Annotated in this window: 21 protein-coding genes; 4 read left to right on the top strand and 17 right to left on the bottom strand. The window is 47.1% G+C overall.

Translation table 11 applies throughout. The annotated features are described in order from the left end of the window. Positions 1-17: 17 nt before the first annotated feature. From Q9292_RS06910 to purM, 12 genes are all read right to left on the bottom strand, one after another. Positions 18-1346, bottom strand: a complete 1329-nt coding sequence (locus tag Q9292_RS06910; RefSeq protein WP_313986290.1) for an NAD(P)/FAD-dependent oxidoreductase — start codon at positions 1344-1346, stop codon at positions 18-20. A gap of 272 nt (positions 1347-1618) precedes the next feature. Continuing rightward, positions 1619-1999 carry a GtrA family protein gene (locus Q9292_RS06905; protein WP_313986288.1) on the bottom strand — a complete coding sequence of 127 codons (381 nt, stop codon included), beginning with the start codon at positions 1997-1999 and terminating at the stop codon, positions 1619-1621. A gap of 17 nt (positions 2000-2016) precedes the next feature. After that, positions 2017-3009 (bottom strand): glycosyltransferase family 2 protein, encoded by a 993-nt coding sequence (locus Q9292_RS06900; protein WP_313986286.1) that lies wholly within the window; start codon positions 3007-3009, stop codon positions 2017-2019. A gap of 43 nt (positions 3010-3052) precedes the next feature. Next, positions 3053-5914, bottom strand: coding sequence for a carbamoyltransferase C-terminal domain-containing protein (locus Q9292_RS06895; RefSeq protein WP_313986284.1), 2862 nt, complete (start codon positions 5912-5914; stop codon positions 3053-3055). Further along, positions 5914-7113 carry a hypothetical protein gene (locus tag Q9292_RS06890; protein WP_313986282.1) on the bottom strand — a complete coding sequence of 400 codons (1200 nt, stop codon included), beginning with the start codon at positions 7111-7113 and terminating at the stop codon, positions 5914-5916. The genes Q9292_RS06895 and Q9292_RS06890 overlap by 1 nt, the downstream gene beginning before the upstream one ends. After that, the gene (locus Q9292_RS06885; protein WP_313986280.1) at positions 7110-7949 is read right to left on the bottom strand and encodes an FkbM family methyltransferase; all 840 of its coding nucleotides are present in this window, start codon (positions 7947-7949) and stop codon (positions 7110-7112) included. Before Q9292_RS06885 ends, Q9292_RS06890 begins: the two co-directional genes overlap by 4 nt. Further along, the gene (locus Q9292_RS06880) at positions 7946-9229 is read right to left on the bottom strand and encodes an ABC transporter ATP-binding protein (protein WP_313986278.1); all 1284 of its coding nucleotides are present in this window, start codon (positions 9227-9229) and stop codon (positions 7946-7948) included. The genes Q9292_RS06885 and Q9292_RS06880 overlap by 4 nt, the downstream gene beginning before the upstream one ends. A gap of 3 nt (positions 9230-9232) precedes the next feature. After that, a complete protein-coding gene (locus Q9292_RS06875) occupies positions 9233-10018 on the bottom strand; it encodes an ABC transporter permease (RefSeq protein ID WP_313986276.1) in 786 nt (261 codons plus the stop codon). Between the two features lie 354 nt (positions 10019-10372). Next, positions 10373-11647 carry an RsmB/NOP family class I SAM-dependent RNA methyltransferase gene (locus Q9292_RS06870; RefSeq protein WP_313986274.1) on the bottom strand — a complete coding sequence of 425 codons (1275 nt, stop codon included), beginning with the start codon at positions 11645-11647 and terminating at the stop codon, positions 10373-10375. A gap of 39 nt (positions 11648-11686) precedes the next feature. Then, positions 11687-12781, bottom strand: a complete 1095-nt coding sequence (locus Q9292_RS06865) for a DUF3108 domain-containing protein (RefSeq protein ID WP_313986272.1) — start codon at positions 12779-12781, stop codon at positions 11687-11689. A 25-nt stretch (positions 12782-12806) separates the two neighbouring features. Further along, positions 12807-13508, bottom strand: a complete 702-nt coding sequence (locus Q9292_RS06860) for a DUF3108 domain-containing protein (RefSeq protein WP_313986270.1) — start codon at positions 13506-13508, stop codon at positions 12807-12809. Further along, positions 13508-14554: a phosphoribosylformylglycinamidine cyclo-ligase gene (gene purM / locus Q9292_RS06855; protein WP_409934477.1), complete on the bottom strand. Its 1047-nt coding sequence runs from the start codon at positions 14552-14554 to the stop codon at positions 13508-13510. Before purM ends, Q9292_RS06860 begins: the two co-directional genes overlap by 1 nt. A 173-nt stretch (positions 14555-14727) precedes the next feature. On the opposite strand from purM, the gene Q9292_RS06850 reads away from it, so the two are divergent. Then, on the top strand, positions 14728-15858 hold the full coding sequence (locus tag Q9292_RS06850; RefSeq protein ID WP_194749796.1) for an AI-2E family transporter: 1131 nt from the start codon (positions 14728-14730) through the stop codon (positions 15856-15858). Between the two features lie 20 nt (positions 15859-15878). Continuing rightward, positions 15879-16484, top strand: a complete 606-nt coding sequence (locus Q9292_RS06845) for an HdaA/DnaA family protein (protein WP_313986268.1) — start codon at positions 15879-15881, stop codon at positions 16482-16484. Between the two features lie 39 nt (positions 16485-16523). Here the strand turns inward: Q9292_RS06845 and Q9292_RS06840 are convergent, their stop codons facing one another. Then, positions 16524-17618, bottom strand: a complete 1095-nt coding sequence (locus Q9292_RS06840; RefSeq protein WP_275356468.1) for a diguanylate cyclase domain-containing protein — start codon at positions 17616-17618, stop codon at positions 16524-16526. Positions 17619-17802: 184 nt separating this feature from the next. Between Q9292_RS06840 and Q9292_RS06835 the strand changes: the two genes are divergently transcribed. Further along, on the top strand, positions 17803-19434 hold the full coding sequence (locus tag Q9292_RS06835; RefSeq protein ID WP_313986265.1) for an NAD(P)/FAD-dependent oxidoreductase: 1632 nt from the start codon (positions 17803-17805) through the stop codon (positions 19432-19434). A 65-nt stretch (positions 19435-19499) separates the two neighbouring features. On the opposite strand, the gene ahpF is transcribed toward Q9292_RS06835, so the two are convergent. The 4 genes from ahpF to Q9292_RS06815 all read right to left on the bottom strand — a co-directional run bounded on the left by ahpF (position 19500) and on the right by Q9292_RS06815 (position 24347). After that, positions 19500-21065, bottom strand: a complete 1566-nt coding sequence (gene ahpF / locus Q9292_RS06830; protein WP_313986263.1) for an alkyl hydroperoxide reductase subunit F — start codon at positions 21063-21065, stop codon at positions 19500-19502. A 189-nt stretch (positions 21066-21254) separates the two neighbouring features. Beyond that, the gene (gene ahpC, locus Q9292_RS06825; RefSeq protein ID WP_313986261.1) at positions 21255-21818 is read right to left on the bottom strand and encodes an alkyl hydroperoxide reductase subunit C; all 564 of its coding nucleotides are present in this window, start codon (positions 21816-21818) and stop codon (positions 21255-21257) included. 153 nt (positions 21819-21971) lie between these two features. After that, positions 21972-22778 (bottom strand): thiosulfate oxidation carrier complex protein SoxZ, encoded by an 807-nt coding sequence (soxZ, locus tag Q9292_RS06820; RefSeq protein ID WP_313986259.1) that lies wholly within the window; start codon positions 22776-22778, stop codon positions 21972-21974. Positions 22779-22787: 9 nt separating this feature from the next. Beyond that, a complete protein-coding gene (locus tag Q9292_RS06815) occupies positions 22788-24347 on the bottom strand; it encodes a M48 family metalloprotease (protein ID WP_313986257.1) in 1560 nt (519 codons plus the stop codon). A gap of 127 nt (positions 24348-24474) precedes the next feature. Here Q9292_RS06815 and moaC point away from each other — a divergent pair, with 127 nt between their 5' ends. Next, complete coding sequence (gene moaC / locus Q9292_RS06810) at positions 24475-24963, top strand: cyclic pyranopterin monophosphate synthase MoaC (RefSeq protein WP_313986255.1); 489 nt, start codon at positions 24475-24477, stop codon at positions 24961-24963. Positions 24964-25294 lie beyond the last annotated feature (331 nt).

Here is a 25294-nt window from a genome sequence, read left to right as displayed (position 1 = left end):
ATTTAATAAAGCCTTGCTTATATAGGCTCTTGTAATAAGTTTGCAATGCGCATGCCAACTTTTCGTCCTTCTCTAATGGCATAGTTAGTACCTCTATCTTCGGGATAGATTTGTGCCATAGAGCAAATATGCATGCCCTCCTCATAGGCATCTTCTGATGGAATTAACTGACTGTAGTTTTTTTCAACTACAGGCTGAGACCATCTAGCTCGCCATAAATAATGCTTAAGTATCCAATCAGTGTTAAAAGCCGGAAACATTCGTTTCAGGTAAGGAAGTGCATACTCCATAAATTGATCGGCATTCATGGAGTATAAAGGATCAGTATGCGGCAAATATTTGGATAGATATACAATATGGCGTCCGTCGTAAGTTTCAGGCTTTTCAAAGTTGGTATGCTCAATAACGCCAACAAAAGGAAAGTCCGGATCATTTACATTTAACCAATATGTTTTAGACAATGGCTGTGTTAACTCTAAAACCAAACAGACATTGCCGATGTATTCAATTCGATTTAAAGATGCCACGTAAGCAGGGGTTGCCCATGAAGAAATCATATCAGCAATCAAAGGCAATGCAGGGGTTGCAATTACTCTGTCACAGTGAAAAGAAGTTGAATTGGTGACAACCTCCCATCTCCCATCATGAGGCTGAAAGCGATTAACTGGCGAGTTAAGCTCGATTCTTCCTCCGTATTCAACAATTCGCTTTGCTAGTGTTTCGGCCAATAAAGCAAAGCTACCTTTCAAGTACGCTAAACGCTCCTCACCCCCTTTGCCCCTGCTACCCCCCCTCAGCTTAAGCTTATTCCAGAACCAAACAGCAGATACCTTTTCAGCGTATGGTCCAAACTTTCCCTTTAAGAGAGGCTGCCAAATCACCTTATAAACTTGCTCCCCACCCAACTCTCTCAACCACTCTTCAGCAGTTTTACTTTCTAAAACTTTCCAATTCTTGATACGTCTTGCCTTCAAGGCAAGTAAGCCTAAACGAATTCTGTCAAGAAATGCTAACGGAGTAAAATTAAGCAGATCCCTTGGAGTTGATAACTTAAAAAAATTGTTTGCGTAATAGACACCTGTATTAGTTGGGTTAATTTTGACGTTATCAGCAAGGCCAAGCTCACTGATTAAGCTCATAACTTCCAAATCGTTTGTAAACCAATGATGATAGAACTTGTCAAGACGTTCGCCGCCCACTTCAAATGCAGAAGCCAAACCACCAATGTCATTTGAAGCCTCTAACACAGTTACGGCAATGCCCCTTTTTGTTAATTCATACGCCGCTGCAAGTCCAGAAAAACCTGCCCCAATGATGATTACTTCTTTACTGTTAGTATTAGGCATGCATTTCCATATTCTTTTATTTAATCTTTAGTTTTGATAAATGCTCTATTTCTTGGAGCATTTATTCCCCATTTGCTTTTAGCTTACAATTGCTTTTTACTATAAAAAAATTTTAAACAACGATTTTCTGACAGGCGTACTGATTCGCGAAACTATCATTTAAGCAATGAAATATACTATTAACCATTCTTATTCTATTACAAAATCTAACACATAGAGTACTATGACAAACTTACAGACCAAAACCTCCAAAAGCTAGATTAAACAAGTTTCTACTTGCTTGCTTTAAAGGTAATTTTTCTATTGATTGAATACTGAATAATTACTATTACAGGCAATAAAATCAGCTTTGCAATTTCTGCTTTTAGCAATGCCAGATCAACTAGTAGCCATAACATAATTACCGAACTGGAATATCCTGCAGCACCTACCATTAAAAACTTTATTAGACGCAAATAAACTTTATCTTTAATAGCAAAAGTAAATTTTCTATTAAGAAAAAAACTGACAAATGTACCGGACAAATACCCCAAAAAATTTGCTGATTGATACCACAAGTCCAACTTTAATAAATATAAAAATACAATATAATCAGTAGTAACACCAACAACACCACAAAAGCAATAAAGAATAAACTCCCTCAATTTAGCCATATTCCTAAAGATATCCCTCATTTCAATCCTGTAGGGCTTCTTGTTAAAGCTGGAGGATTTTTTTCAAATCCTATGTATTCCTGAACAACGTACAACGGTCTGCTTTTTATTTGGTTATATATTCGCCCTACATACTCACCCAAAATGCCAGTACAAATCAATTGAACACCGCCAATAAATAAAACAGAAATCATGATCGCTGCCCATCCCTCAACCCAGATATTTGTAAATAGCCGGAGAAACAAAACGTATAGAATTGCAAATAGAGAGATTAGGGAACACATAACACCCAGCGCTACAGACATTTTCAACGGTTTCGTTGAAAATGACATAATGCCGTCGGTTGCAAATTTAATCATTTTTCTTAAAGGATACTTGCTAACCCCAGCAAATCTCTCTGCGCGTTTATAAGGCAAGCTTATTTGGTTAAAACCAACCCAGCTTACCATCCCTCTGATAAATCGCTCTTGCTCAGGCATTGCTCTTAATGTATTGACAACGTTTCGACTCATCAATCTAAAGTCGCCAGTGTCTAACGGAATAGGCACATCAGATAAACGATTGAGTAATCTATAGAATGCTCTAGCAGTCACTAATTTAAATGCTGACTCGCCAGCCCTTTCACTACGCGTGCCATAAACAACATCATATCCTTCAGCCCACTTATCAAGCATTTGATGTATAAGTTCTGGGGGATCCTGTAAATCCGCATCAATAAGAACTACAGCGTCGCCATTTGCAGCATCTATCCCAGCAGTAACAGCAATCTGGTGTCCAAAATTACGAGCAAAAGCAATTAATTTGATGTGTTTATTATTAATGGCATACTCTTTCAGAATGTTACGAGTTTTATCTTTACTACCATCATCCACAAAAATTAGTTCTACACTGATACTAGAGCTTGCGAGTTCACCAATCAATCTTTCCAAACGACCAACTGTTTCTTTTATAACCTCTTCTTCGTTGTAGCACGGTATGACAATAGATAATAGTTTTTTACCGTCAATCATTTGAAACTCCCTCAACATTCGCTCTCAATGAAAAATAACTTTTTTACGCCTTGATACCAAACCTAGTTTTAAGCCTGTAAATCATGTCGACGAAAATATGCTTAAGTAAGTAAGGCAACACTGCCTTACGAATTTGTTTGCACTCAGGTAAATACCCCAAAGTTCGCTCTCGAATTCGCCCCATCTCTTGATATCCAATTTGACTTATCGCAGCTGATGTTTTTTGATGCTCATGAATTCGAAATGCTCCAAGAAACTGCGGAATATGTCCAAACTTGGCACCTGCATCCCTAAAGCGTACGAGCAAATCCCAATCCATAGCAAAGCGGAATGACTCATCAATTTTCCCACCAGCTTTTTCCCAGATGCGACGACGCCAGAATAGGGTTTCTTGCGGCACGTAATCGACCCATGAAAGAATGGCACTATCATGTCCGGGAAGAATCCAGCGTCCAATTTCCATATCATTTACATCAATCAGCAACCGATTACCATAAACTACATCAACCTCGGGATGCCGATTAAAATAATCAGCAACAATATGCAAAGCACCTGGTAAAAGTAAATCGTCTGAGTTCAGCCATGCCATAATCTCACCATTTAGCTGATTAAATCCGCGATTAATCGCTTGAGACTGCCCAGAGTCTTTTTCAGACACCCAACCAGACAAAGCATTTTCATATCGCCTTAAAACTATAGTTGTCGAGTCTTTAGAGCCACCATCTTGAACAAAATATCGAAGATTAGGGTATGCCTGATCTACAACACTTTTTATCGTGCGCTCAATATATTCGCCTTGCTGATACGAAGGGGTGACAATTGATATGCATGGATAAGCAGATAGCTTAGATATGCATGGGCTTGCTAGGCAACTCATTGGTCGCGGAGAGTATTGAGAAAGTTGCCCCAATCGAGGTCGGATCACATTATAAAATGCTCGAACCAATCTTGCGATAGGGGCAAATGGACTTAACCCACCATATGCCAAATGATATGCCCGCAACGCACCTGCATGTTGGCCTAATTCTTGACGATAGTTGATCAGTTGAGCATTCTGCTCTTGAATAATACGCTCTTTCTCAACCAATTGAGCCTCGAACTCAGCCAGCTTTTTATCCTGTAAGGTAATAGTAGCAGCTTGATGTAACGACTTTTGACTGGGGCTCTTAATTTTTTCCTGAAGATATTTAAGGGCCACATGAGTATTATTTTTAAAAGCGACCAGATATCCACCCTCAAGATACAGGTAGTCTAGTCCAGATTCAAAGAAGCCATGTAACGCATCTTTTGGTGAGCAAACGATAGGCTCTTCATGTATGTTAAAAGAAGTATTCACCAAACTTGGACGGTTAGTCTTTTTCAGATAACTCGTGAGTATGGCGTGTATAAGTGGATTGGATTCAGGGCGGACCAATTGTGGGCGGGCAGTGCCATCAACATGCACAACTGCAGGACATGCGTTGATCATTGTTGAAGTACAGTTAACAGTAACTGTCATAAACTCTGCAGTATGTAAAACTTTATCGATATCAAGATAACAGTCTTGTGCATCCTCAATACGGGTTATCGGTGCAAAAGGCATGAACTCAGTCCTATTCAGACGATCATTCAGACTCTGATTAATATCGCTTTTGGTCGCTTGTGCAATAATCGATCGATTACCTAATGAGCGAGGCCCAAATTCCATTCCCCCCTGAAATATCGCGACCACTTGATCCTCTGAAAGAAGGTCTGAAAGCGTCTCTGCAGCATTTGGCAATCGCTCAAACTCTATACACTCATTTGTCAACAAAGTCTCTATTTCGCGAGGATCATAAGACGGCCCGAGGTACATAGATTTTATTTTTTGTGGTTCAAACTGAGCCTGCCCCACAAGCGCATGCCAGGCAGCTCCCAAAGCCGTTCCATCATCCGTCATAGGAGGAGCAACGAAAAGTTTACTGAATCCCGACTCAACGACTCTCTGATTAATTTTTACGTTTGCAAATAATCCGCCTGCCAAACATATATTTTCACTCGTCCATCCATTTTTTTTGGCACGATCTAATATTTCCAATATATGTTGTTCAGCCATCTCTTGAACAGTTGCAGCAAGCTCTTCTTTGGTAAAAGCTTCCGCGGCCTGCCTGTAAACGTCCATTTTTCCTTCTCGAACGTTAAGTGCGGGGACTTGATCAACAGAATAAACAGAACTCCACTCAACAGTCGATTCTATTGATAAGAAATCTGCATCAAATAAATTCTTCAGAAAATAACGACAAGCATCTGAAGCTTTACCATATGCCGCCAACCCCGTGATTTTCCCCTCATGTTTATTAGGGCTAAACCCCAACAATCCAGTAACAAAGGTATAAAGGGAAGTTATTTTGGCGTAATGTAGCGCGCTGAACTGATCTAAAGCCTGTATTCCCTTTTCACGATCACAAAGGTATAACCCTCCAAACCAAGGGCTATTACACATACCCCCGTCGTAAGTTAAGCAAAGCGCTGACTCAAATCCACTTGCCCAAAATGCTGATGCAGCGTGCGCCATTTGATGACAGACAAATACCTTTTCAGCAGGAAGTGATTTAATAAAATCATAAAAAGGTTCTTCATGAACCAACCCAGCCTCACGCACTTGCGGCAGAGGCGTGGCAAGCAACTTACTTTCATAATTAGCGGGGAACGAAAAATACTGATCCGTTGAGATAGCAATTTTGGCTATGCGATCCCAGGGCATTTTTTCTAGCAGTGCAAATGGCGGGCGGCCATCTTGCTTGACACGGCTCAATCGCTCTAAAGAACATGCAAAAATGGGCGATCCATCTGGGGCAGTAACCGCAATTGCCGTATCGTGCATACCACTATAATTAATTCCTAATATGCTATTAGTAGGAATACTTTCAGGCATTACACTTTTCATCAGTTCAATTCTCTATTCATTAATTTGCAACTCTTAGCTATCGCATATAAGTTTCTTTTACCTTGAGGCTCTATTATTCCACCATGAAATGTAGCCTGAACAGTGGTTACTTTACTGGAGCTGAGAGGTATTAAAAGCTTATTTATGCCAGGTACAAGTGCCATATACTCATCGCATTGATCAACAATCAACCTTAAGTAGGATGACTCTAAAGAAGGAAAAACATCTAGATTTATTTCCAATAAACATGTTTTATCAGAAAAAATCGAAAAGTACCATTCACGCTTCACCCAACCATCAGAGTAACAGCCCCCCCAAGCACTTGATCCATTTTTCAAAACATCTTCTAACCCAAGATTCTGCATAAGAGCTTTAGTCTCAGGCTGAAGCAAAATCCGTCCAAACTCTCGAACTTGCGCATCAAGCAGGAACTCACGCATCTTGTCTTCTGCTAACTCCCAATGCGACCAGAAGACACATACCTTCGATAATGAGGAGTCAGTCAGACGACAATCGGGACTCAGAACCATATATGATGGCGGTTGCTGATTTACCTTATATATCAATGAGGTTACGTTTTCTATTGAAGAGTTTTTCCACGCATAATAGTCATGAAAAAATTTATATGCGAAAGCCCCATAAACGATAAATTCGCTGGGAGATTCACGGGAAGTAAGGATTTTTGTTAAAGAGACCTTCGAGCGAAACATACTAAGAATTTTTTTATTCAGTATGTATAACGGCTCATCCATAAAAAGATAAGGAATATCAAACTTAATAAAGCCTTCTGATGGCAATCGCCAGTTCTTTTCTGGAATCTCAACCCATGGCCTGTAAAACCACTTTGGCTTATCAGATTCAAAAAAATCACGGTACGTTATGATTGATGTAATGAGAAAATCTGCATCAACAACCCAAAACCAAGGAGTATCTACAAAACTGTCACCAATAAGCTTAATGTACATTTGGTTACGAAAATCATCTTCGACCAATTCAGGAATATCATCCTTGTAATGGATTACCAAATTTTCTGGGCACAGCACTTCAGATAGAGCTTGCGCGTCTTTTCTCCAAATGACGACATGAATATTGCCTCTGATTTTAAAAAAAAGTTTATAGCTTAATAAAAAATGTCTTAATAATTTAATATCTTGACCATTTGAGACAATTAAAACATCCAGCTTATCCTCTTGATTCATAAGCTTTTTATTAGTAACTCACTTGAGAATTTAGGATCTTCATTGAAAAGTGGGGTGTAAAAAACCTCCTCTTTATCTCCAGCAGAATGCGGAGCTTTATAAAAACCTTTAAAGCCCCGTTGCTCAAACCATCTATAGATTGCTAGATCATCTCCAGCCTTACCTAAATTTGAAAGCTCAACAACAAATACTACATGACTCATAAACTCAATAGAGGACTCCATACCTTTTAAAATATCGAGTTCAGCCCCCTCACAATCAATTTTTACTACCTTTAAATTTGATAAGAACTCTCTACATTTAAACAAATCATCAAATCTCGTAGCTAGTACCTCTTGCTTTAACGGCTCCACTGTATTACCGACAAAAATACTATTTTTTCCAGGATTCAAAGAGTTACTCAAATAAAAACTCTCAAAACGAATAGAAGCAGAGCCTAATGCTATATTTAGCAACGCAATATTCTGCTCTTGGTTAGCATTGACGTTCTTTAGAAGCTTTGCAGACTCCCTTATAGAGGGCTCGACACTAAGGCAAAATTTTGCACCATTTTTAATGGCTAATAGAGATAACACACCGTGATTTGCTCCAATATCCATCACCACGCCATTTCTTGCGTACTGGGCAACAGCACTCAAAAAAAACGGATTAATATTTCGACCAAGCAAAACAAATCGATCTAGCAATGAGAGTGGCGATATATAAAGCAAAACAGGGCCATATTTTACTTTTAAATTAAGAATTGAGAAGAAACTCAAAAATAATCTTCCCCAAAACCCCAATGATGCTTCCGGCGGGAAGAAACGGGCAACAATTCTTCTGATCACAAAAATCATAACTCTACCGACCCGACTTCAACAGGCAGCCCAAACATTCCGACAAAAGGAGCTTCATCTTCTTGATAATTCCAAAATACTGATATCGGACCTAAATTTGGCGTTTGATCGAACGTACCACCACTATTTGGTCCAGTTTTATATCCAAGAGTGACTACAATTGAATATTTCCCGGACTCTAAAAGCATGGGCAAAGTGAAATTAAATTGTTTCAAACCAATCGTTGTCACTCCAGCCGAAATAAGCTTATTAGAGTTAAAACAAGTCACTAACTGACCATACTTGTTAACTATACCGACCGAGATAGTTTCCGTGTCACTACCAAAGCTTTTAAAAATCACTTTCAATGTAACGCTGCAACCTATTCTGATAGAGCTAACATTCAAGTCGTTTTCATCATGAAGCGCAACTTGAAACAATGATGGCGACGAAACCGAATCTAAATCTTTATCAGTTTGCCAAAGAGGCATTATCAAGCCCGCAACCGGTGGATTAAGCTTGCCTGGTAAGGAAGACTCAACACGCTCAACAGAATTAGGCGTATCCTGCTGATCATTTCGCACAAAGTAGTAGCTGACGACCCTTGCTGAATCGCCGTCTTTCTCAACCGAGCCATTGCGTAAATAAATTGCACGACTACATACATCTCTTACTGTACCCATATCATGAGATACAAATAAAAGAGTCACTCCCTTTGCACACAAAGTACGAATGTAGCTCAAGCATTTCTGCTGAAAGAAAAAATCTCCGACACTTAAAGCTTCATCTATAATTAGAATCTCCGGCTCACACAAAACCTGTACAGCAAACGCCAACCGCATCATCATTCCGCTGGAGTATGTTTTCACAGGACGATCTATTGCTGTTCCAATTTCAGCAAACGCCTCAATCTCATTGAATCTACTTAATATTTCCGCTTTACTCAGTCCTAACAGCAACCCGTTTAAAATGACATTGTCGCGCCCAGAGTACTCTGGATTAAATCCGCTCCCAAGCTCCAAAAGGGCGGACACACGGCCATTCACTTTGAGGTTGCCAGTTGTGGGAGTCAATGTACCAGTTAATATCTCAAGCAGCGTACTTTTACCGCCACCATTTCGGCCAATGATTGCAACAGCTTCTCCACGCTTTATGTCAAAGTTAACATCCTTCAGCGCCCACAGCTCTTGCATTCCTCTCTTGTAGCTTGGCCAAAACATGTGAAGGAAGCGATCACGCTGACTATCAAATACCTTGTAACACTTACTTAGGTTACTTACTGAAATTGCGATATCACTCATAAGTTATAAAATATCCGCAAAACTTGGACGTACCCATCTGAACAATAAAAAGGTAAGAACAGCAAACAAAGAGGCAATCACAAAATATAAAATCAACCCAGTGAAATTAGGGATACCTCCATAAAACAGCACCAATCGAAGCTGCTCAACAATAAAACTTAACGGATTAAGCATCAAAGCCTTTTGAATCATCGAAGGCGCAGATTCGATACTATAAAAAATAGGAGTTAAAAATAATAATGTATGATTCAACAAACCTGTAAGCTGACTGATATCTTTTACCAAGACCCCAATACTGGAAAGTAGCCAGCCTAACCCCAAAACTACAGGCACAAAACTTACCAAGACTAATGGAAAAAAAATCAGCGTCCAATGCGGAAATCCTATAAGTAGCGCATAGCCTACAGCCCAAACACCTAAGGCGATAAATGCATGCAATAGTGCTGTCGCCACAACAACAACTGGTAATAACTCTAATGGGAAAACCACTTTTTTAACGAAATTGGGATTTGTCGTAACAAGAGTTGCAGCTTTAGAAAGCACTTCAGAGAAAATATTGAACACAATCAAACCAGCAAAAAGCAATAGTGCATACTCTGAAGTGCTTCCAACTCCGCCCCATCGTGCTTGAAGAATTACTCCAAAAGCAACAGTGTATACGGCCAACATGAATAGTGGCTGCGCGAAAGACCAAAAAATGCCACCGAAAGAGCCGCGATATTTGCCTGAAAACTCACGCTTGGTAAGCTCAATAAATAAGCTGCGTTGACGCCAAAAAGAAAATAACAAGCTAGATTACCCCTACCAGGCATTTAGCTGCTACCAAATGCTCACTATAATGACTAATTAACTCAACAAAAACTTGTAACCCCTGCCGAGTTTTGGAAGCCCTAAAAACATTGAAAGCTGCACCAGCAGAGCAGCTTTCATTAGCAATGTTAGAGAGTTGCTCAATCAACCCGCTGCCACCCCTAAACATAATCACATACTACATCCAGATATACCGCTTTATGAATCAAAGCCGTAGAGATGCTATTGCTTTCATTGCTAAAAATTAATTTACAATTATAGCTTGGGTCTGCAATTCTTGACAATGCAACACATGAGTAATGTGGTGAAGTAATAAATAATTAGGATAAAAAACTAACCTTTTTCAAACACCGCCGCAAAAAACCCATCCGTGCCATGCAGATGAGGCAATAATTTCAGATAGTCACCTGTATCCATCGCAATATTTTGCTGGGCTAAAACTTCATTGGCAGGGATGAGTTTGAAGTCGGGGTGTGCAGCAAGAAAGGCTTCGGCGATGGCCTCATTCTCTTCACGTAACAAGCTACAGGTCGCATACACCACGCGGCCACCAGCTTTGCAGAGCTTGGCGGCTCGGGCGAGGATATTGGTTTGCTTCACATTGAGCTCAGCCACATCTTCTTCAGCTTGGCGCCATTTTAAATCCGGGTTGCGGCGCAGGGTGCCGAGACCGCTACAAGGGGCGTCGACCAGCACGCGGTCAAACTTGCCGTTGAGGCGTTTGAGTTTGAGGTCGTTTTCGTTGTTAATCAATTGTGCTTGCAGGTTGGATAAGCCACTGCGTTTGAGGCGCTGGCCGAGATTATTCAAGCGTTTTTCCGAGACATCAAAGGCATAGAGGCGACCGGTGTTTTTCATGAGTGCGCCAAGAGCCAGGGTTTTTCCACCTGCCCCTGCGCATAAATCTGCCACCATCTGGCCGCGTTTGGGGGCAACCAGATAGCTGAGCAACTGGCTACCTTCATCTTGCACCTCGATTTTGCCTTCGGTAAACAGGATGTGTTTGCCGATATTGAGGCGCGAACCCATACGGATGCCGACGGGGGAGTATGGCGTAGGCGTGATCACATTATCTTTAACCGTGTTTTCAGCCAGCATTCGAGCCAGCACTTCTTCACGGCTGGCCTTGATGGTGTTGACGCGCAAATCCAGACTGGCTTGCTCAAACATGCTGCGGCAGATGGTCATGGCTTCTGTCTCGCCATATTGTTCAACCAGCTTTTGCCAGAACCAGTCGCGCACATCGGCCAGCACTGCTGGCGCAAAGCCTTCACTGTTTTTGGCTTTGATGGTAACGGCCCATTCTTTTTGACGCTCGTCGAGCATCTCATCCAAGTCACGGATGCTTTTGCCCTCTATTTTAAGCAGCAAGGCGATAATGAGCTTGCGTGTGTCTTCTTGTTCATCTGGCTCGCTGACACTCACTTCACGCAAATAGCGATAGCGGCGCAAGACGCCGTAGGCGGTTTCAGCCACCCAAGCACGGTCTTTGGTGCCCAGCTCGCGATGCTGACGGAAAAATTCGCCGAGCTTGGCATCGGCCGGACTTTCAAATTTCAGCAGGTCGTTTAACAGCATCGCCGTCTGGCGCATCAGGGATTGGTTCATCAGGTTCTTTCAATACTTACGATAGTTGCAATAGTTGCGTTATTCGGCGCTCAAGCGCGTGGCCACTTGCTCAATCACCATGCCGTTTTTCTCGAGCTTTTTGATTTTAACCGGCACATAGCGATAGCCGCTGGCCAGCCATAATTCCACTTTTTCATCTGTGTCACCACGGGTGTGCGCAATATGCAGGGTAGACACAGACTGCTCGGCAATCTCTAACGTCTCCTCGCCTTCAAACACATACTCATATTCGCCCAGCCGACGGCCATTGGTTAATGTCACGCGCATTTCTTGCAGCGGCGGTACAAACATAAACTGATACATAAAACTCAGAATGTCTTGCGTATTGGCGGGCAACTCGCGCTTTTGCTCACCCTTGCTGGTTTTGAGGGTCACTTCACCGATCGCCCAGTTAAAGGTCGCCTCATAGGTTTTACTTTCACGGCTACCAAACGCATAACGGTAATAGCTAGGCCTGAGCCCAGCGGGCCCTACCTCACCGCGACTTTGCTGTTCAAGCGAGGGATACAACAATTTTAACAGGCCCTTGCCCTCAACCAGCCAGCGCAAGGAATAACTTCCTGCAGTCTCGCGCACATATTCAATGCTGGCACTGCCGGCCGGGCGCGACTCGCCATTCACATACACCGCATACTCGGTCAGCACATGCCGATATGGCGGGGCAGGCCGCTCATCGTCCGTTGCCTCTGGATGATCACTGGCATGCCACTCGGCAATTTGTTCTGCCACCGCCTCAGCCTCAGGCACAGCAGGCGCATCCTGAGCTGGCTGACTCACATCTGCTGACGATGACTCGCTTGAAGCATCCGGCGCGACACGATCAACCTGATCAGTCGCCGGTTCTGAAAGTGGCTGCACGGAAGAGCGCTTTTTCGCCGCAGGCGCAGGGCGAGAGGCCGGCGCCTCAACCTTGGAAGCGACTGGCGCGGACTTGGTTGGCAACACAAGGCGTGCTTGCAATCGCGCTGGCGGTTCCGCTTCTGCCGGTAACCAGCTCCGCCAATTGACCTCACTCAACACCAGCACATGCAACAACAAAGAAACACAGAAAGCGAGAAACAACGGCCACGAAAAATGCTGCGTGATCTTTTCTCGTACCCCTGACGCTGGCATGTTTAAGTTCCCAGCATTGACGGCATCACTGGCCGGTGATGCTGGTGATCACCTGCTCCATCTGTTTGCCATCATCTTGCACAATCAGCTTGACTGGCAGATAGCCTTTTTCTTTGGCCAGGTATAACGTTTTCTCACCCTCGGTATCCGCCAGTTTGATCACATTAAACGTCCCTGCCTCGGTGACAAGCGGTGTTTTTTCTTCGGTGATCACAAAGGCGTGGAGCGAGAGTTTTTTACCAGTTGCCACGTCCAGGCTGATTTGTTTACCTTTCGGGGGCTGCCACATCCAGCAATACATCACACTTAGCAAATCCTGTACGTTTTTGGTCAACGGCACGGTTTCCTGCTCGTCTTTGATTTGCATATTGAGGATTTTTTTCGCCCAGTCAAACTCGCTGATCAAGGCTTTATTCGGATGTTTGGATTGGCGTGACTCAAAATGTGCCGGACGCAAAGTATTTGAGATAACCTGGCCTTGACTGGAGAGTGTGCGCTCACCCATCAGCTTGTAAATGCCTTTACCTTCCGCCAGGGAGTTGATCTCGTAACGCCCTGCGGAGACATTGAGCTGATCTTTGATGGTGCCAATACTGACGCCTTGCTGCAACAAATCATAGGTGACGGTCAGTTGCTTGGGCGCAGCAGACAAGCACGGTGCGGCCAACAAGCCTGCAATCGCCAGACAGAACGCTAGATGGCGGCAAAAACGCTGCATGCCAGCCATTACACCACCACGGTTGGGGCTTCGCCCGCTTGCTGTGCGCGAATCTGACCAATCTGGTAAACCGTCTCCCCTGCGGAGGCCAGCACGGCTTGCGCCTGGTCTGCGTGCTCTGCCGCCACAATCACGGCCATGCCAATACCGCAGTTAAACGTGCGATACATTTCAATCGGTTCGATATTGCCTTGTGCCTGCAACCATTGGAACAAGGGTGGCAACGTCCAGCTGGCTTTCTGGATTTCTGCAGTCAGGCCTTCAGGCAACACGCGCGGGATATTTTCGGTGATACCGCCACCCGTAATATGCGCCATGCCTTTGACTGGCAAAGTTTCCAGCAATTTGAGAATAGACTTCACATACAGCTTGGTCGGTGCCATCACCACATCTTTGAACTTGCGGCCATGGAAATCTGACTCCATATCAATCCCGGATGTTTCGATCAGTTTGCGGATCAAGGAGTAGCCATTGGAGTGCGCGCCACTGGAAGCCAGGCCCAGTATCACATCACCGGCACGAATGGTAGAACCGTCAATAATATTGGCTTTATCGACACAGCCAACAGCAAAGCCAGCCAAATCATATTCACCGGCAGGATACATGCCAGGCATTTCAGCGGTTTCACCGCCCACCAGCGCACAACCGGACTCTTCACAGCCTTGCGCAATGCCTTTGATCACCGCAGCCGCAGTGCCGACTTCGAGTTTGCCACAGGCAAAGTAATCGAGGAAAAACAGCGGCTCGGCGCCTTGCACCAGAATATCGTTCACACTCATGGCCACCAGGTCTATACCCACAGTGTCATGCTTGTTCAACTGAAATGCCAATTTAAGCTTGGTCCCCACGCCGTCGGTGCCCGAAACCAGCACAGGCTCCTTGAATTTTTTTGGCATGGCAAACAATGACCCAAAGCCACCAATCCCGCCCATGACTTCAGGACGCAGCGTGCGCTTGGCAAAGGGCTTGATTTGTTCAACCAGGGCATCGCCCGCCTCAATGTCTACACCGGCATCGCGGTAGGTGATGGAAGTTTTATCAGAAGAAGTCGTCAAGATACTCTCGTTTCTTTCAATGCGATTAATTGTGTGACGCACTACTGGCAATGTGCAGATGTTTGCAACAAAGCGTAAGACCGCGTCGAAATTCAGTATAATTTTAAAATAATCATTATTTTAACGCATCTTGCCAGTTCGACCTATGCCGGATTCGCGCATGCGCCCTACCCATGTCAGACCAAGACCATCACAAGTCCATTGCTACCCAGTTTGTCAGTGATCATCGCTGGTGGATTGTGATCGGCATTTTCATTTACCTGTTTTACCTGCTCGAGCCCATCCTCACGCCTTTTCTGGCCGCTGCCGTGATTGCCTATATGCTGGACCCCATGGTGGACAAACTGAGCGAAGCCGGCCTGGGTCGCTGGCAGTTTGGCCGTACTGTCGCCACCTTGCTGGTGATGACTGGCGTCATTTTGGCGTTGATTGGTCTGTTGCTGATCTTGATTCCGCTCTTGCAACAGCAGTCGCAGTTAATCGCGCAACGCTTACCGGTCGTGGTCGATCACTTCCATCAGCAGGTAGAGCCCTGGTTACGCGACAAATTCGGCATCCACCTTGATATTGACAGCAACGTTGTCCAAAAACTGATCAGCGAGCACTGGCAAACCGCAGGCAGCATGCTGGGGAGTTTCTTGCTCAGCGCCGGGCAAAAAGGCCTTAACCTGATTGGCATGTTTGCCAACATTTGCCTGTTGCCTGTGGTGCTGTTTTACTTTTTGCGCGACTGGGATCATATGGTGGCTGAAACCGGCAACCTGATCCCGCGCAACTGGATCGCGCGGGTAAAGCATATCTGTAAAGACGTAGACAGCGTGGTCGCAGAGTTCTTGCGTGGCCAGCTTTCCGTCATGCTGTCGCTATGCGTGTTTTACAGCGTCGGCCTGTGGCTGGTGGGGCTGGATATGGCGCTCTCCATCGGCATGATTGCAGGCTTGTTAAGCTTTGTCCCCTACCTGGGCTTTGCCTTGGCCTTTGTGATGGCAGTCTTGCTCGCCTTGTTACAGTTTGCCTCGCTACCAGAAGTTGTCCCGGTCCTGCTGGTATTTGGCGTCGGCCAGTTTGTAGAAAGCTTTCTGCTCACGCCTATTTTGGTGGGCGACCGCATCGGCTTGCACCCGGTCATCGTGATTCTCGCATTAATGGCGGGTGGGCAATTATTTGGGTTTGCCGGCGTATTGCTGGCGTTGCCGGTGAGTGCCGCAATTGCCGTAGGCTTGCGCCATACCAAACAAAGTTATTTGCGTAGCGAAACCTATTTGAATAGCGAGCCGAATCTGATCCAAACCCTGGATGAGTGATCCCTCGCGATAAGACTGCCGTGAAACAACTGCTACTGAATATTCAGCCGCCGGCCGCGCCCGGTTTTGACAACTTTATTGTGGGCCAAAACCAAGAGGCGCTGGCCAGCTTACATGCCGTGCTGGCCGCACAAGCCCCCAGCCGTTTTCTTTACCTCTGGGGTGAGTCTGGCAGTGGCAAAAGCCATTTATTGCTGGCTGCACAGGCCCTAGGGGCGCATATTGCCGATGATGTGCACCTGCTGGATGAAGAGTCACAAATCATTTTGTTTGATACTTTTAACCAGATCAAGGCGGAAGGCGGCATGCTGGTGACCGCTGGCAGCCATGCGCCCACCCAGATGGGCTTGCGTGATGACCTCGCGACCAGGCTGGCCTGGGGCTTGGTTTATCAACTACATCCGCTGAGTGACAGTGAAAAAGCGGAGGCCTTGCGTGCTCATGCGCATGAGCGTGGCATGAAATTACCCGAAGAGGTGATTGCTTACTGCTTGCGCTATTTGCGCCGGGATTTGCCGACACTGATGGCCGTACTGGACGCGCTGGATAAATGGTCGTTGACCACCAAAAAGCCCGTCACCGTTGCCATGCTCAAAAAAATGCGTCAGTTGCAGACGGGGCTGTAATCAAACGCACGACGAGCGCTCCCTCATTCAGCCATCGGCCTACTCGCCAAAACTGAAACGATTCTTGCCATTTTTCTTGGAGTCGTACATGGCTTTATCTGCCACATGCAACAACTGTTTCACGTTTTTGCCATGATGCGGGTATTCGGCAATGCCGATACTCACCCCGATTTCCAATGGAATCCCGCGCACAACCACAGGTTGCGCAAACAAGTGGATCAAGCGCTGCGCGAGCTGCGTCAATTCCAGCCGATGTAAGTAGTTGCTCACCACCAATACAAACTCGTCTCCGCCCTGACGGGCCAGAAAGTCAGACTGTCTCAACACTTTCTTAAACATATTTGCCACTTCAATTAGCAAGGCATCGCCCACATCATGTCCATAGGCATCGTTCACCCGTTTGAACCCATCCAGATCCATAAAAAAGACAGCAAACTGCTTGGAGCCTATCCTGGCCATTTCGTAAGTGCTTTCCAGATAGACATTCACACTGCGGCGGTTTGGCAGGCTGGTGAGCAAATCGTGATCCGCCTGATGGCTAAGCTGCTTAGCTACGGCCTGATTTTCCATGACCTGTTCCAGCAAAAGGGTGGTACTGCGGTAAGAAAAGACCAAGACGCTGATAATGACAATACTCAATAGAATCGCCACCGTGACTGAAGCCAGGATGCGATTGCGGATCGCTTGCTCAAAGCCTTGACGCTGTAATACCAGTTGCTCGTCAATCTGCGCCATATGCCCATCAATCAACTTCATCAATTCACGCCCGCGATCTCTGCTTAATGAAAGATGTGGCGCATATTCACCCGCATGCATCTGCACCTGCACGCTTTTATCCATGACATTAAATTTTTGTTGCACCAACTGTTTGATTTTGTTTAACAAGGGACGCGCAGCACAGTCTATTGCTAAACTATTTTCTAGCTGTGCGATGACTTTAGAGGCTTCATCACGTCCTTGTTCCAGCGCATCCAAAAACAAGGTGTGCCCAGTGAGCAAATAACCACGCTGCCCACTCTCGGCATTGGTGATCGCCTTACCCAAGGTCACCACCTGGTAGCGCTGCCTGTCTACCAGGTCTTTTTGCTCTGAGTAATCAACCAGCTGATACATGGCAACAAACAACCCCGCCATTGAGATGCACAACAATGCAGCCGCAATGATTAGTGGGATAAGTATTCGTCGCTTGTAATTAAACATACAGACTTTATATCGTCACAATCTCACATATTTTTTAGGGAAAATTTCCAACTAATTGATGATAAAGCCTTACCGAATAGAATAAAATAGCCTTTTGATAGATAACCACTATCCCATTATGCTCAGAATCACAGAAATCAAACTACCGATTGAGCTTGCAGATACGCTCAAACACCAGGATGACCAAATCAAGGCGGCGCTGATCAGACGCCTTGAAATCCCCGAAAGCGAACTGCTCCGCTTTGAGATCTTTAAGCGCGGCGTAGATGCACGCAAGTCACATGCCATATTGTATGTGTACAACCTGGATGTCGAGGTCAAAAACGAAGCCAAAATACTGGCACGGTTTAAAAAAGACCCGCATATCAAACCGGCACCGGATACCAGCTACCACTTTGTCGCACAATCCAGTCAGAACAAGACACACCGGCCTGTTGTGGTGGGATTTGGTCCAGCCGGGATTTTTGCCGCGCTGATTCTCGCGCAAGCCGGCTTCAATCCGATTGTGCTCGAACGCGGCAAAGAAGTGCGCAAGCGGACCCAAGACACCTGGGGACTCTGGCGCAAACGCACATTAAACCCTGAATCCAACGTGCAGTTTGGTGAGGGCGGAGCCGGTACTTTTTCAGATGGCAAACTCTACAGCCAGATCAAGGATCCCAAACATTACGGCCGCAAGGTCTTGCAGGAATTCGTCAAGGCCGGGGCGCCAGAAGAAATTCTTTACGTCAGCCATCCGCACATCGGAACGTTCCGTCTGGTCGGAATGGTTGAAGAAATGCGCAACACCATTATCAGCCTGGGCGGCGAGATCCGCTTTGAAAGCCGGGTAACCGATATTGCCATTGAGAACGAGCAGGTACAGGGCGTCACTCTGCATAGCGGTGAATTTATCCCGACCAATCATCTGGTGCTCGCCGTCGGCCACAGCGCACGGGACACGTTTGAGATGGTCTATGAGAGAGGCATTTATGTTGAAGCCAAGCCGTTCTCGATTGGCTTCCGCATTGAACATCCACAAAGCCTGATAGATCGCGCACGCTATGGCAAAAGCTATAGCGACGATATCCTTAAGAAACTGGGCGCAGCCGATTACCGGCTGGTGCATCACGCGCAAAATGGCCGTAGTGTGTATAGCTTTTGTATGTGCCCGGGCGGCACGGTAGTTGCCGCCACCTCAGAACCCAACCGCGTGGTGACCAATGGCATGAGCCAATATAGCCGCAACGAGCGTAACGCCAATGCCGGCATTGTGGTTGGCATCACGCCGGAAGTGGATTACCCAGGCCACCCACTTGCGGGTGTCGAATTCCAGCGCCAGCTTGAAAGCCAGGCCTACGTGCTCGGCGGCAGTAATTACTCAGCCCCCGGCCAACTGATAGGCGACTTTTTAGCTAACCGCCCTTCGACCCAATTTGGTGAAGTGACGCCGTCTTACACGCCCGGTGTGCACTTGACCAACCTGGATACGGCATTGCCTGAATTCGCGATTAGCGCCATGCGTGAAGCGATCCCGGCTTTTGCCAAACAAGTTTCCGGATTTGACCTGGCCGATGGCGTCCTCACTGGCGTGGAAACCCGCACCTCCAGCCCGATCCGCATCAAACGCACCGACGATACCTTGCAAAGCATCAACACCAAAGGCTTGTTTCCCTGTGGTGAAGGCGCAGGCTACGCAGGCGGCATTCTGTCAGCCGCGGTAGATGGGATTAAGGTGGCAGAAGCCGTTTCGCTGTCGCTGACTTCCTGATCAGTTTTTCAAAATAGACCACATAAAAAAACCTGCCGAGGCAGGTTTTTTTATTGCCAACACAATTACTGACGAATCAGGTAATCAAACGCCCCCAGTGCCGCATTCGAGCCCTCACCCATGGCAATGATGATTTGCTTGTAGGGAATCGTTGTGACATCCCCTGCCGCAAACACACCTGGCAACGAAGTGGCATTGTGGTGGTTAATTTCAATTTCACCATATTTGCTCAGATCCAGGGTGCCTTTCAGCCAGTCACTGTTAGGGACCAGGCCAATCTGGATAAACACGCCTTCCAGTGCGACATGCTTGCTCTCGCCAGAGACGCGGTCGGTGTAAGTAAGGCCATTCACACGTGTACCGTCACCAGTGATTTCGGTCGTTTGGGCGCTAGTCAAGATCGTCACGTTTTCCAGTGAGCGCAATTTGCGTTGCAATACCGCATCTGCCTTCAGCTCAGTATCAAACTGCAGCAAGGTGACATGACCAACCACACCAGCAAGGTCAATTGCGGCTTCCACACCGGAGTTACCACCACCAATCACTGCGACATGCTTGCCTTTAAACAACGGGCCATCGCAGTGTGGGCAGTAGGCCACGCCTTTGTTTTTATAGGCTTCTTCGCCAGGCACATTCAGATTTCTCCAGCGTGCACCGGTTGCCAGAATCACAGACTTGCTGCGCAAAATCGCCCCGCTTTCAAGCTTCACTTCAATCAAGCCAGCATGTTTGCTGTCGGTTTTGCTAGGCTCGGCCAATCCAACGGCACGTTGCAATGGCATGATATCCACGTCGTAGGTTTTCACGTGCTCTTCAAGCGCCGCGACCAGTTTAGGGCCCTCGGTCTCTTTGACTGAAATAAAGTTTTCAATCGCCAGGGTGTCGTTAACCTGGCCACCAAAGCGCTCAGCGACGATGCCGGTGCGTATGCCTTTACGGGCTGCATAAATTGCTGCTGAAGCACCCGCCGGGCCACCGCCAACCACCAGGACATCAAACGCTTCTTTAGCGTTGAGCTTTTCGGCCTCTCTGGCAACAACGCCCGTATCCACCTTGGCCAGAATTTCTTCGACCAGCATACGGCCTGAGGCAAACATCTCGCCATTGAGGAAAGTGGCGGGTACCGCCATGATGTTGCGCTCGTTGACTTCGTCCTGAAACAGCGCGCCGTCAATCACGGTGGTCTTGATGCGTGGGTTGAACACAGTCATCAGTGTGGTCGCCTGCACGACATCCGGGCAGTTATGGCAAGACAAGCTCATATAGACTTCAAAATTCAAATCGCTATCCAGCGCCTTAATCTGGTCAAGCACATCCTGCTCCACTTTTGGTGGATGGCCGCCGGTCCACAACAACGCCAGTACCAATGAGGTGAACTCATGGCCTAACGGAATCGCCGCGAAACGCACACCATGGGTTTCGCCTTCTTTGGCAATCACGAATGACGGTTTGCGTGCATCATCGCCAGTCTCGTCCAGGCTGACCTTGTCGGACAGCGCGGCAATTTCTTGCAACAGTTCACGCATTTCTGCCGCACGCTCGCTGCTATCCAGCGAAGCAATCAAACGGATAGGTTGGCGCAACATGCCAAGGTAAGTCTGCAGTTGGGTTTTTAAGGTGTCATCTAACATATTCATTCTCCAAAATCACGGCTGGTGCATTTCTTCAGGCAACAACAAACCGTGGCCATCATGCATGGCAATCAAAAATGGTTGGGGGAAACTCGCTCAGGAAAAACCACAGTGACAACACATCCACTCAGTGACTTTTCCTGAGCGCCCTGCTGGCGCAGGGCGTTGCTCATACCAATCTCAACGAGATTAGATCTTGCCTACCAAGTCCAAAGATGGCGTCAAGGTTTTTGCACCTTCGTTCCACTTGGCTGGGCACACCTGGCCTGGGTTAGCAGCGGTGTATTGCGCAGCCTTCAATTTGCGCAAGGTTTCTTTTACATCACGGGCAATTTCGTTGCTGTGTACTTCAACAGTCTTGATCACGCCGTCTGGGTTGATCACGAAGGTACCGCGCAATGCCAAACCTTCTTCATCAATATGCACGTCAAATGCACGGGTTAATTGGTGAGTTGGGTCGCCAACCAATGGGAATTTCGCCTTGCCTACTGCAGGTGAAGTCTCGTGCCAAACCTTGTGGGAGAAGTGGGTATCGGTGGTCACGATGTACACTTCAGCACCAGCCTTCTGGAATTCCGCATAATTGTCAGCCGCATCTTCAACTTCGGTTGGGCAGTTGAAAGTGAACGCTGCTGGCATGAAAATCAACACAGACCATTTGCCTTTCAAAGACTCTTCAGTCACTTCGATAAATTTACCGTTGTGAAAAGCTTGCGCCTTGAATGGTTGTACTTGTGTGTTAATCAATGACATGTAGTTCTCCTTTATGATTTAGAACGTGGGTTAATTAAACAGACTTCATTAAATATTGCTGCATTTCAACAGCGAATGAGTGCATTGTAGACACACACATTTAATATGTAAAATTGATTATTTTAATTTTATCAATAAATTATTTTTATCAAACTATACAGCCACCGTGACTTGTCCATGCCCTTCAAGGCCACGGTTATCCTGCCAGTTTACCGTAATCACATCGCCGACCTTGGCATCCTGTATATAAAAGGTGAAATAGGGATTGCGTGCAATCGCGGTGCCCGTCTGGGCATCTACAATCACCTGCCCATTCATCACCACTTGCATCAGTTGCATAAAGTGCGCGGGCATTAACTGGCCATCTTCATTTTTGCTACGACCCGTACGCATGGGATGCACAATAATGATTTTAAGTTCAGTGACATGGTTCCCCAGCGGGCTGCTCTCCAGCATGCGCGCACGCATTTTCATGCTGCTGGCAAACGGCTCTTCACGTTCGCTGCTGGCGCAACCATCTTCGAGCACGATGACCTGACGCCGCTGCTGCGTAAACTGGCCATTCCCCTGTTCTGCCAACGCGATCACCTCCCCCGATTGCGCGAGCTTGACGCGTGTCACCAGCCTCGGCAATACCTGCTTGCCTAACTCAAAACTCGCAATCAAGGGGGTGGGGTTGGCATCTGCCAGCAAACGCAAGCTACGCAACTTGCCAGCAGCCTGTGTGCTACTCAGCTCAATTTGCACCACGGCGCCATTTTCAGCTTTTTGCGGTGCGTCAATACTGAGATCACTGGTGACAGGCACCGCAGTGGCTTTGAGCGCCGCCAACACTTGTGCCGTTTGCTTGGCCTCAAAGGCAGAAGCAAACCAGGTGGCCGCTTGCACTTTGCGGGCGATGATCCATAACGGTAGCGCTGCCAGCAGCACACTGTTTTTTAACCAGCGACGTCTGTCCATCCTGCTCTCCTATCCATTTTTGTCATCCCCTTGTTCCAGCTTGAGCTGCACCCTGAGCGCTTTCAATCTGGCCTCGACTTTGGATTGCAGGTAAAAATCGCCATCCTTGGCCTTGCTGGCAATCTCAAACTGCTCAATCGCCCGCGGCAAGTCATATTTGCGCACATAAGACTCCCCCAGCGCCTGATGACGCAACATCTGTTTATCCTGGCCCTGATACGCGGCAGCCAGCCAGTCATACAGTTTTGGGTCCTCAGGGAAGGCCTCCAGCTGTTTCTGGATGAAGCTGACTGCCGGCGCCCACTGGTTGCTGCGGATCAATAACTCAGCCTCGCCTTGCGCCAGCGCACGATGTTGCGGATATTGTTGCAAGCCCTGAACAAAACGGTTTTGCGCCTGTGCCACCTGCCCCGACTTGGCCAGGGTCAAGCCTTGCAGGGTCACCAGATAAGGGCTGGAAAGCCCATGCTTAACCAGCCAGTCGACCTCGGTCAGTGCTTTTTGCGGCTGATTGACACGCAGCCAGGCGTAAGCCAGGCCATAGTGTTCAGCCAGCTCATTCTGATAGCGGCCCTCGTTAATATTGTTCTGAAACTCTTCTACCATTTGCTGGGGCGCGCCTTGAAAGGCCCGGATTTTTGCCCGCATCATAAAAAAGGGCAGACTTTCATTCACCTGCTTATAAGGCAAGTTTTGTACACGGTTGCCTATATCGGCAATCCGCTCGCTGGTCAGCGGGTGGGTACGCAAATAGCTGGGCATATTGCCATCCGAAAAGCGCGTCGCCCGCTGCATGGTGGTAAAAAAGGCCGGCATGGCGCGCACATCAAAGCCTGCATCTTGCAAAATGGTCAAGCCGACCCGATCTGCTTCGCGCTCGTGCTCACGCGTGTAATCCAGCTGCTTTTGTATCCCGGCCGCAGAGGCCGCAGTCATCGCGCCCATGACCACTTGCGGGTTAGAGCGTGCCACCAGCAAGGCCAGGGCCGTCGCAGCGATATTCTTGAACATATCGTACTTTTGAGAGGCCAGCATACGCGCCAGGTGATGCTGCGTGACATGGCCGATTTCGTGCCCCAGCACACTGGCCAACTCAGACTCACTGTTGGCCGCAATGAATAAACCGGTATGGACGCCAATGACGCCGCCCGGCATGGCAAAAGCGTTAATCGACTTGTCCTGTACCACAAAAAAATAAAATTTCTGGGCGCGGTCCGGGCTACTCGCCCCCAATCGCGTCCCCAGTGCCTGCAGGTAGTCTGTTACCTCAGCATCATCAAACACATCTTCATCGGTAGCGACTTGCTTTAAAATCTGGTGCGCAATTTTTTCTTCATCGCGCAATGACAACACGGTTTGTGAGGCGTCACCCAACTCAGGCAGCTGGTTAGATGAATCGGCAGGCAGGGTGACATCCAGATCGCCAGGCTCATAAGGCTTGCCAGAAAAAATACCAGTCGCGTTATTCGCCAACAAGGACGCCCCGGGCACGATGAACAGTGCGCACAAACACAACCCGCGCAACAGCCGCGCATAACGTGTACGCAGATTGCCAGATTCAAATACCATGTGAAGTGGTTTAAAACGCATGTGCCCTGTGCTAAAGACCCAAACTTGTTATGATAACGACTTCACTGCCCGAGTTCATCCTTTTTCACTCGCACTGATTTCACTAGAACTGAGCTCAAGACCACTTATGTCAACTGCCAACAACGGACTCACCCACTTTAACGCCCAAGGCCATGCCCATATGGTCGATATCGGTGACAAAGCACACACCAAACGCATCGCCATCGCTGAAGGCAAGATTCAAATGCAGGCAGCCACGCTGCAAACCATCCTGCAAGGCACCGCCAAAAAAGGTGACGTGCTTGGCATCGCCCGCATTGCCGCGATCCAGGCCAGCAAAAAAACCAGCGACCTCATACCGCTCTGCCACCCGCTTAGCCTAAGCCGCGTCGATGTCAGTTTTATGGCAGATGAAGCGCAACACAGTATTACTTGCCGAGTGCAATGTGAGACCACCGGGCAAACCGGGGTGGAAATGGAAGCCTTGACTGCTGTACAGGTTGGCCTGTTAACGATTTACGATATGTGCAAAGCCATTGATAGAGGCATGACAATACAAAGTGTTCGCGTGCTCGAGAAGCATGGTGGGAAAAGTGGGGATTGGCTGGCGGACTAAGCAACACAAGTTACCACACTAAACATTTCCTTTCGCCTCTCGTCAAGTTAATTTCTGTTGCTTTCCCCACAGAAAGTAACCACAACTAACGCAGTGTTGCGGCGAAGGCTAACCTTTAGGTTAAGCCACGTAGTGGCGGCCGAAGCCAAAGAAGAGGGCACCCAGCCATCACGACCTTCGGCTACCGTGCGTTGTTGGCTACGGTTGCTATGCTTAACATCGCTACGCGAGTTAGCCTAGACCTTAACAGACTGCTTTGCAGTCTTAGTGATCAACAAGTAAGCGGTCACGAGCCTTGCCCTGGCATCTTGCACACCATGCAAGCTGCCGC

Origin of the sequence: Methylophilus sp. VKM B-3414, from assembly GCF_032248435.1 — a bacterium.
Classification (GTDB): domain Bacteria; phylum Pseudomonadota; class Gammaproteobacteria; order Burkholderiales; family Methylophilaceae; genus Methylophilus; species Methylophilus glucosoxydans.
Note: the sequence above shows the minus strand (reverse complement) of the source record. Positions and strands in the feature narration are given on the sequence as shown.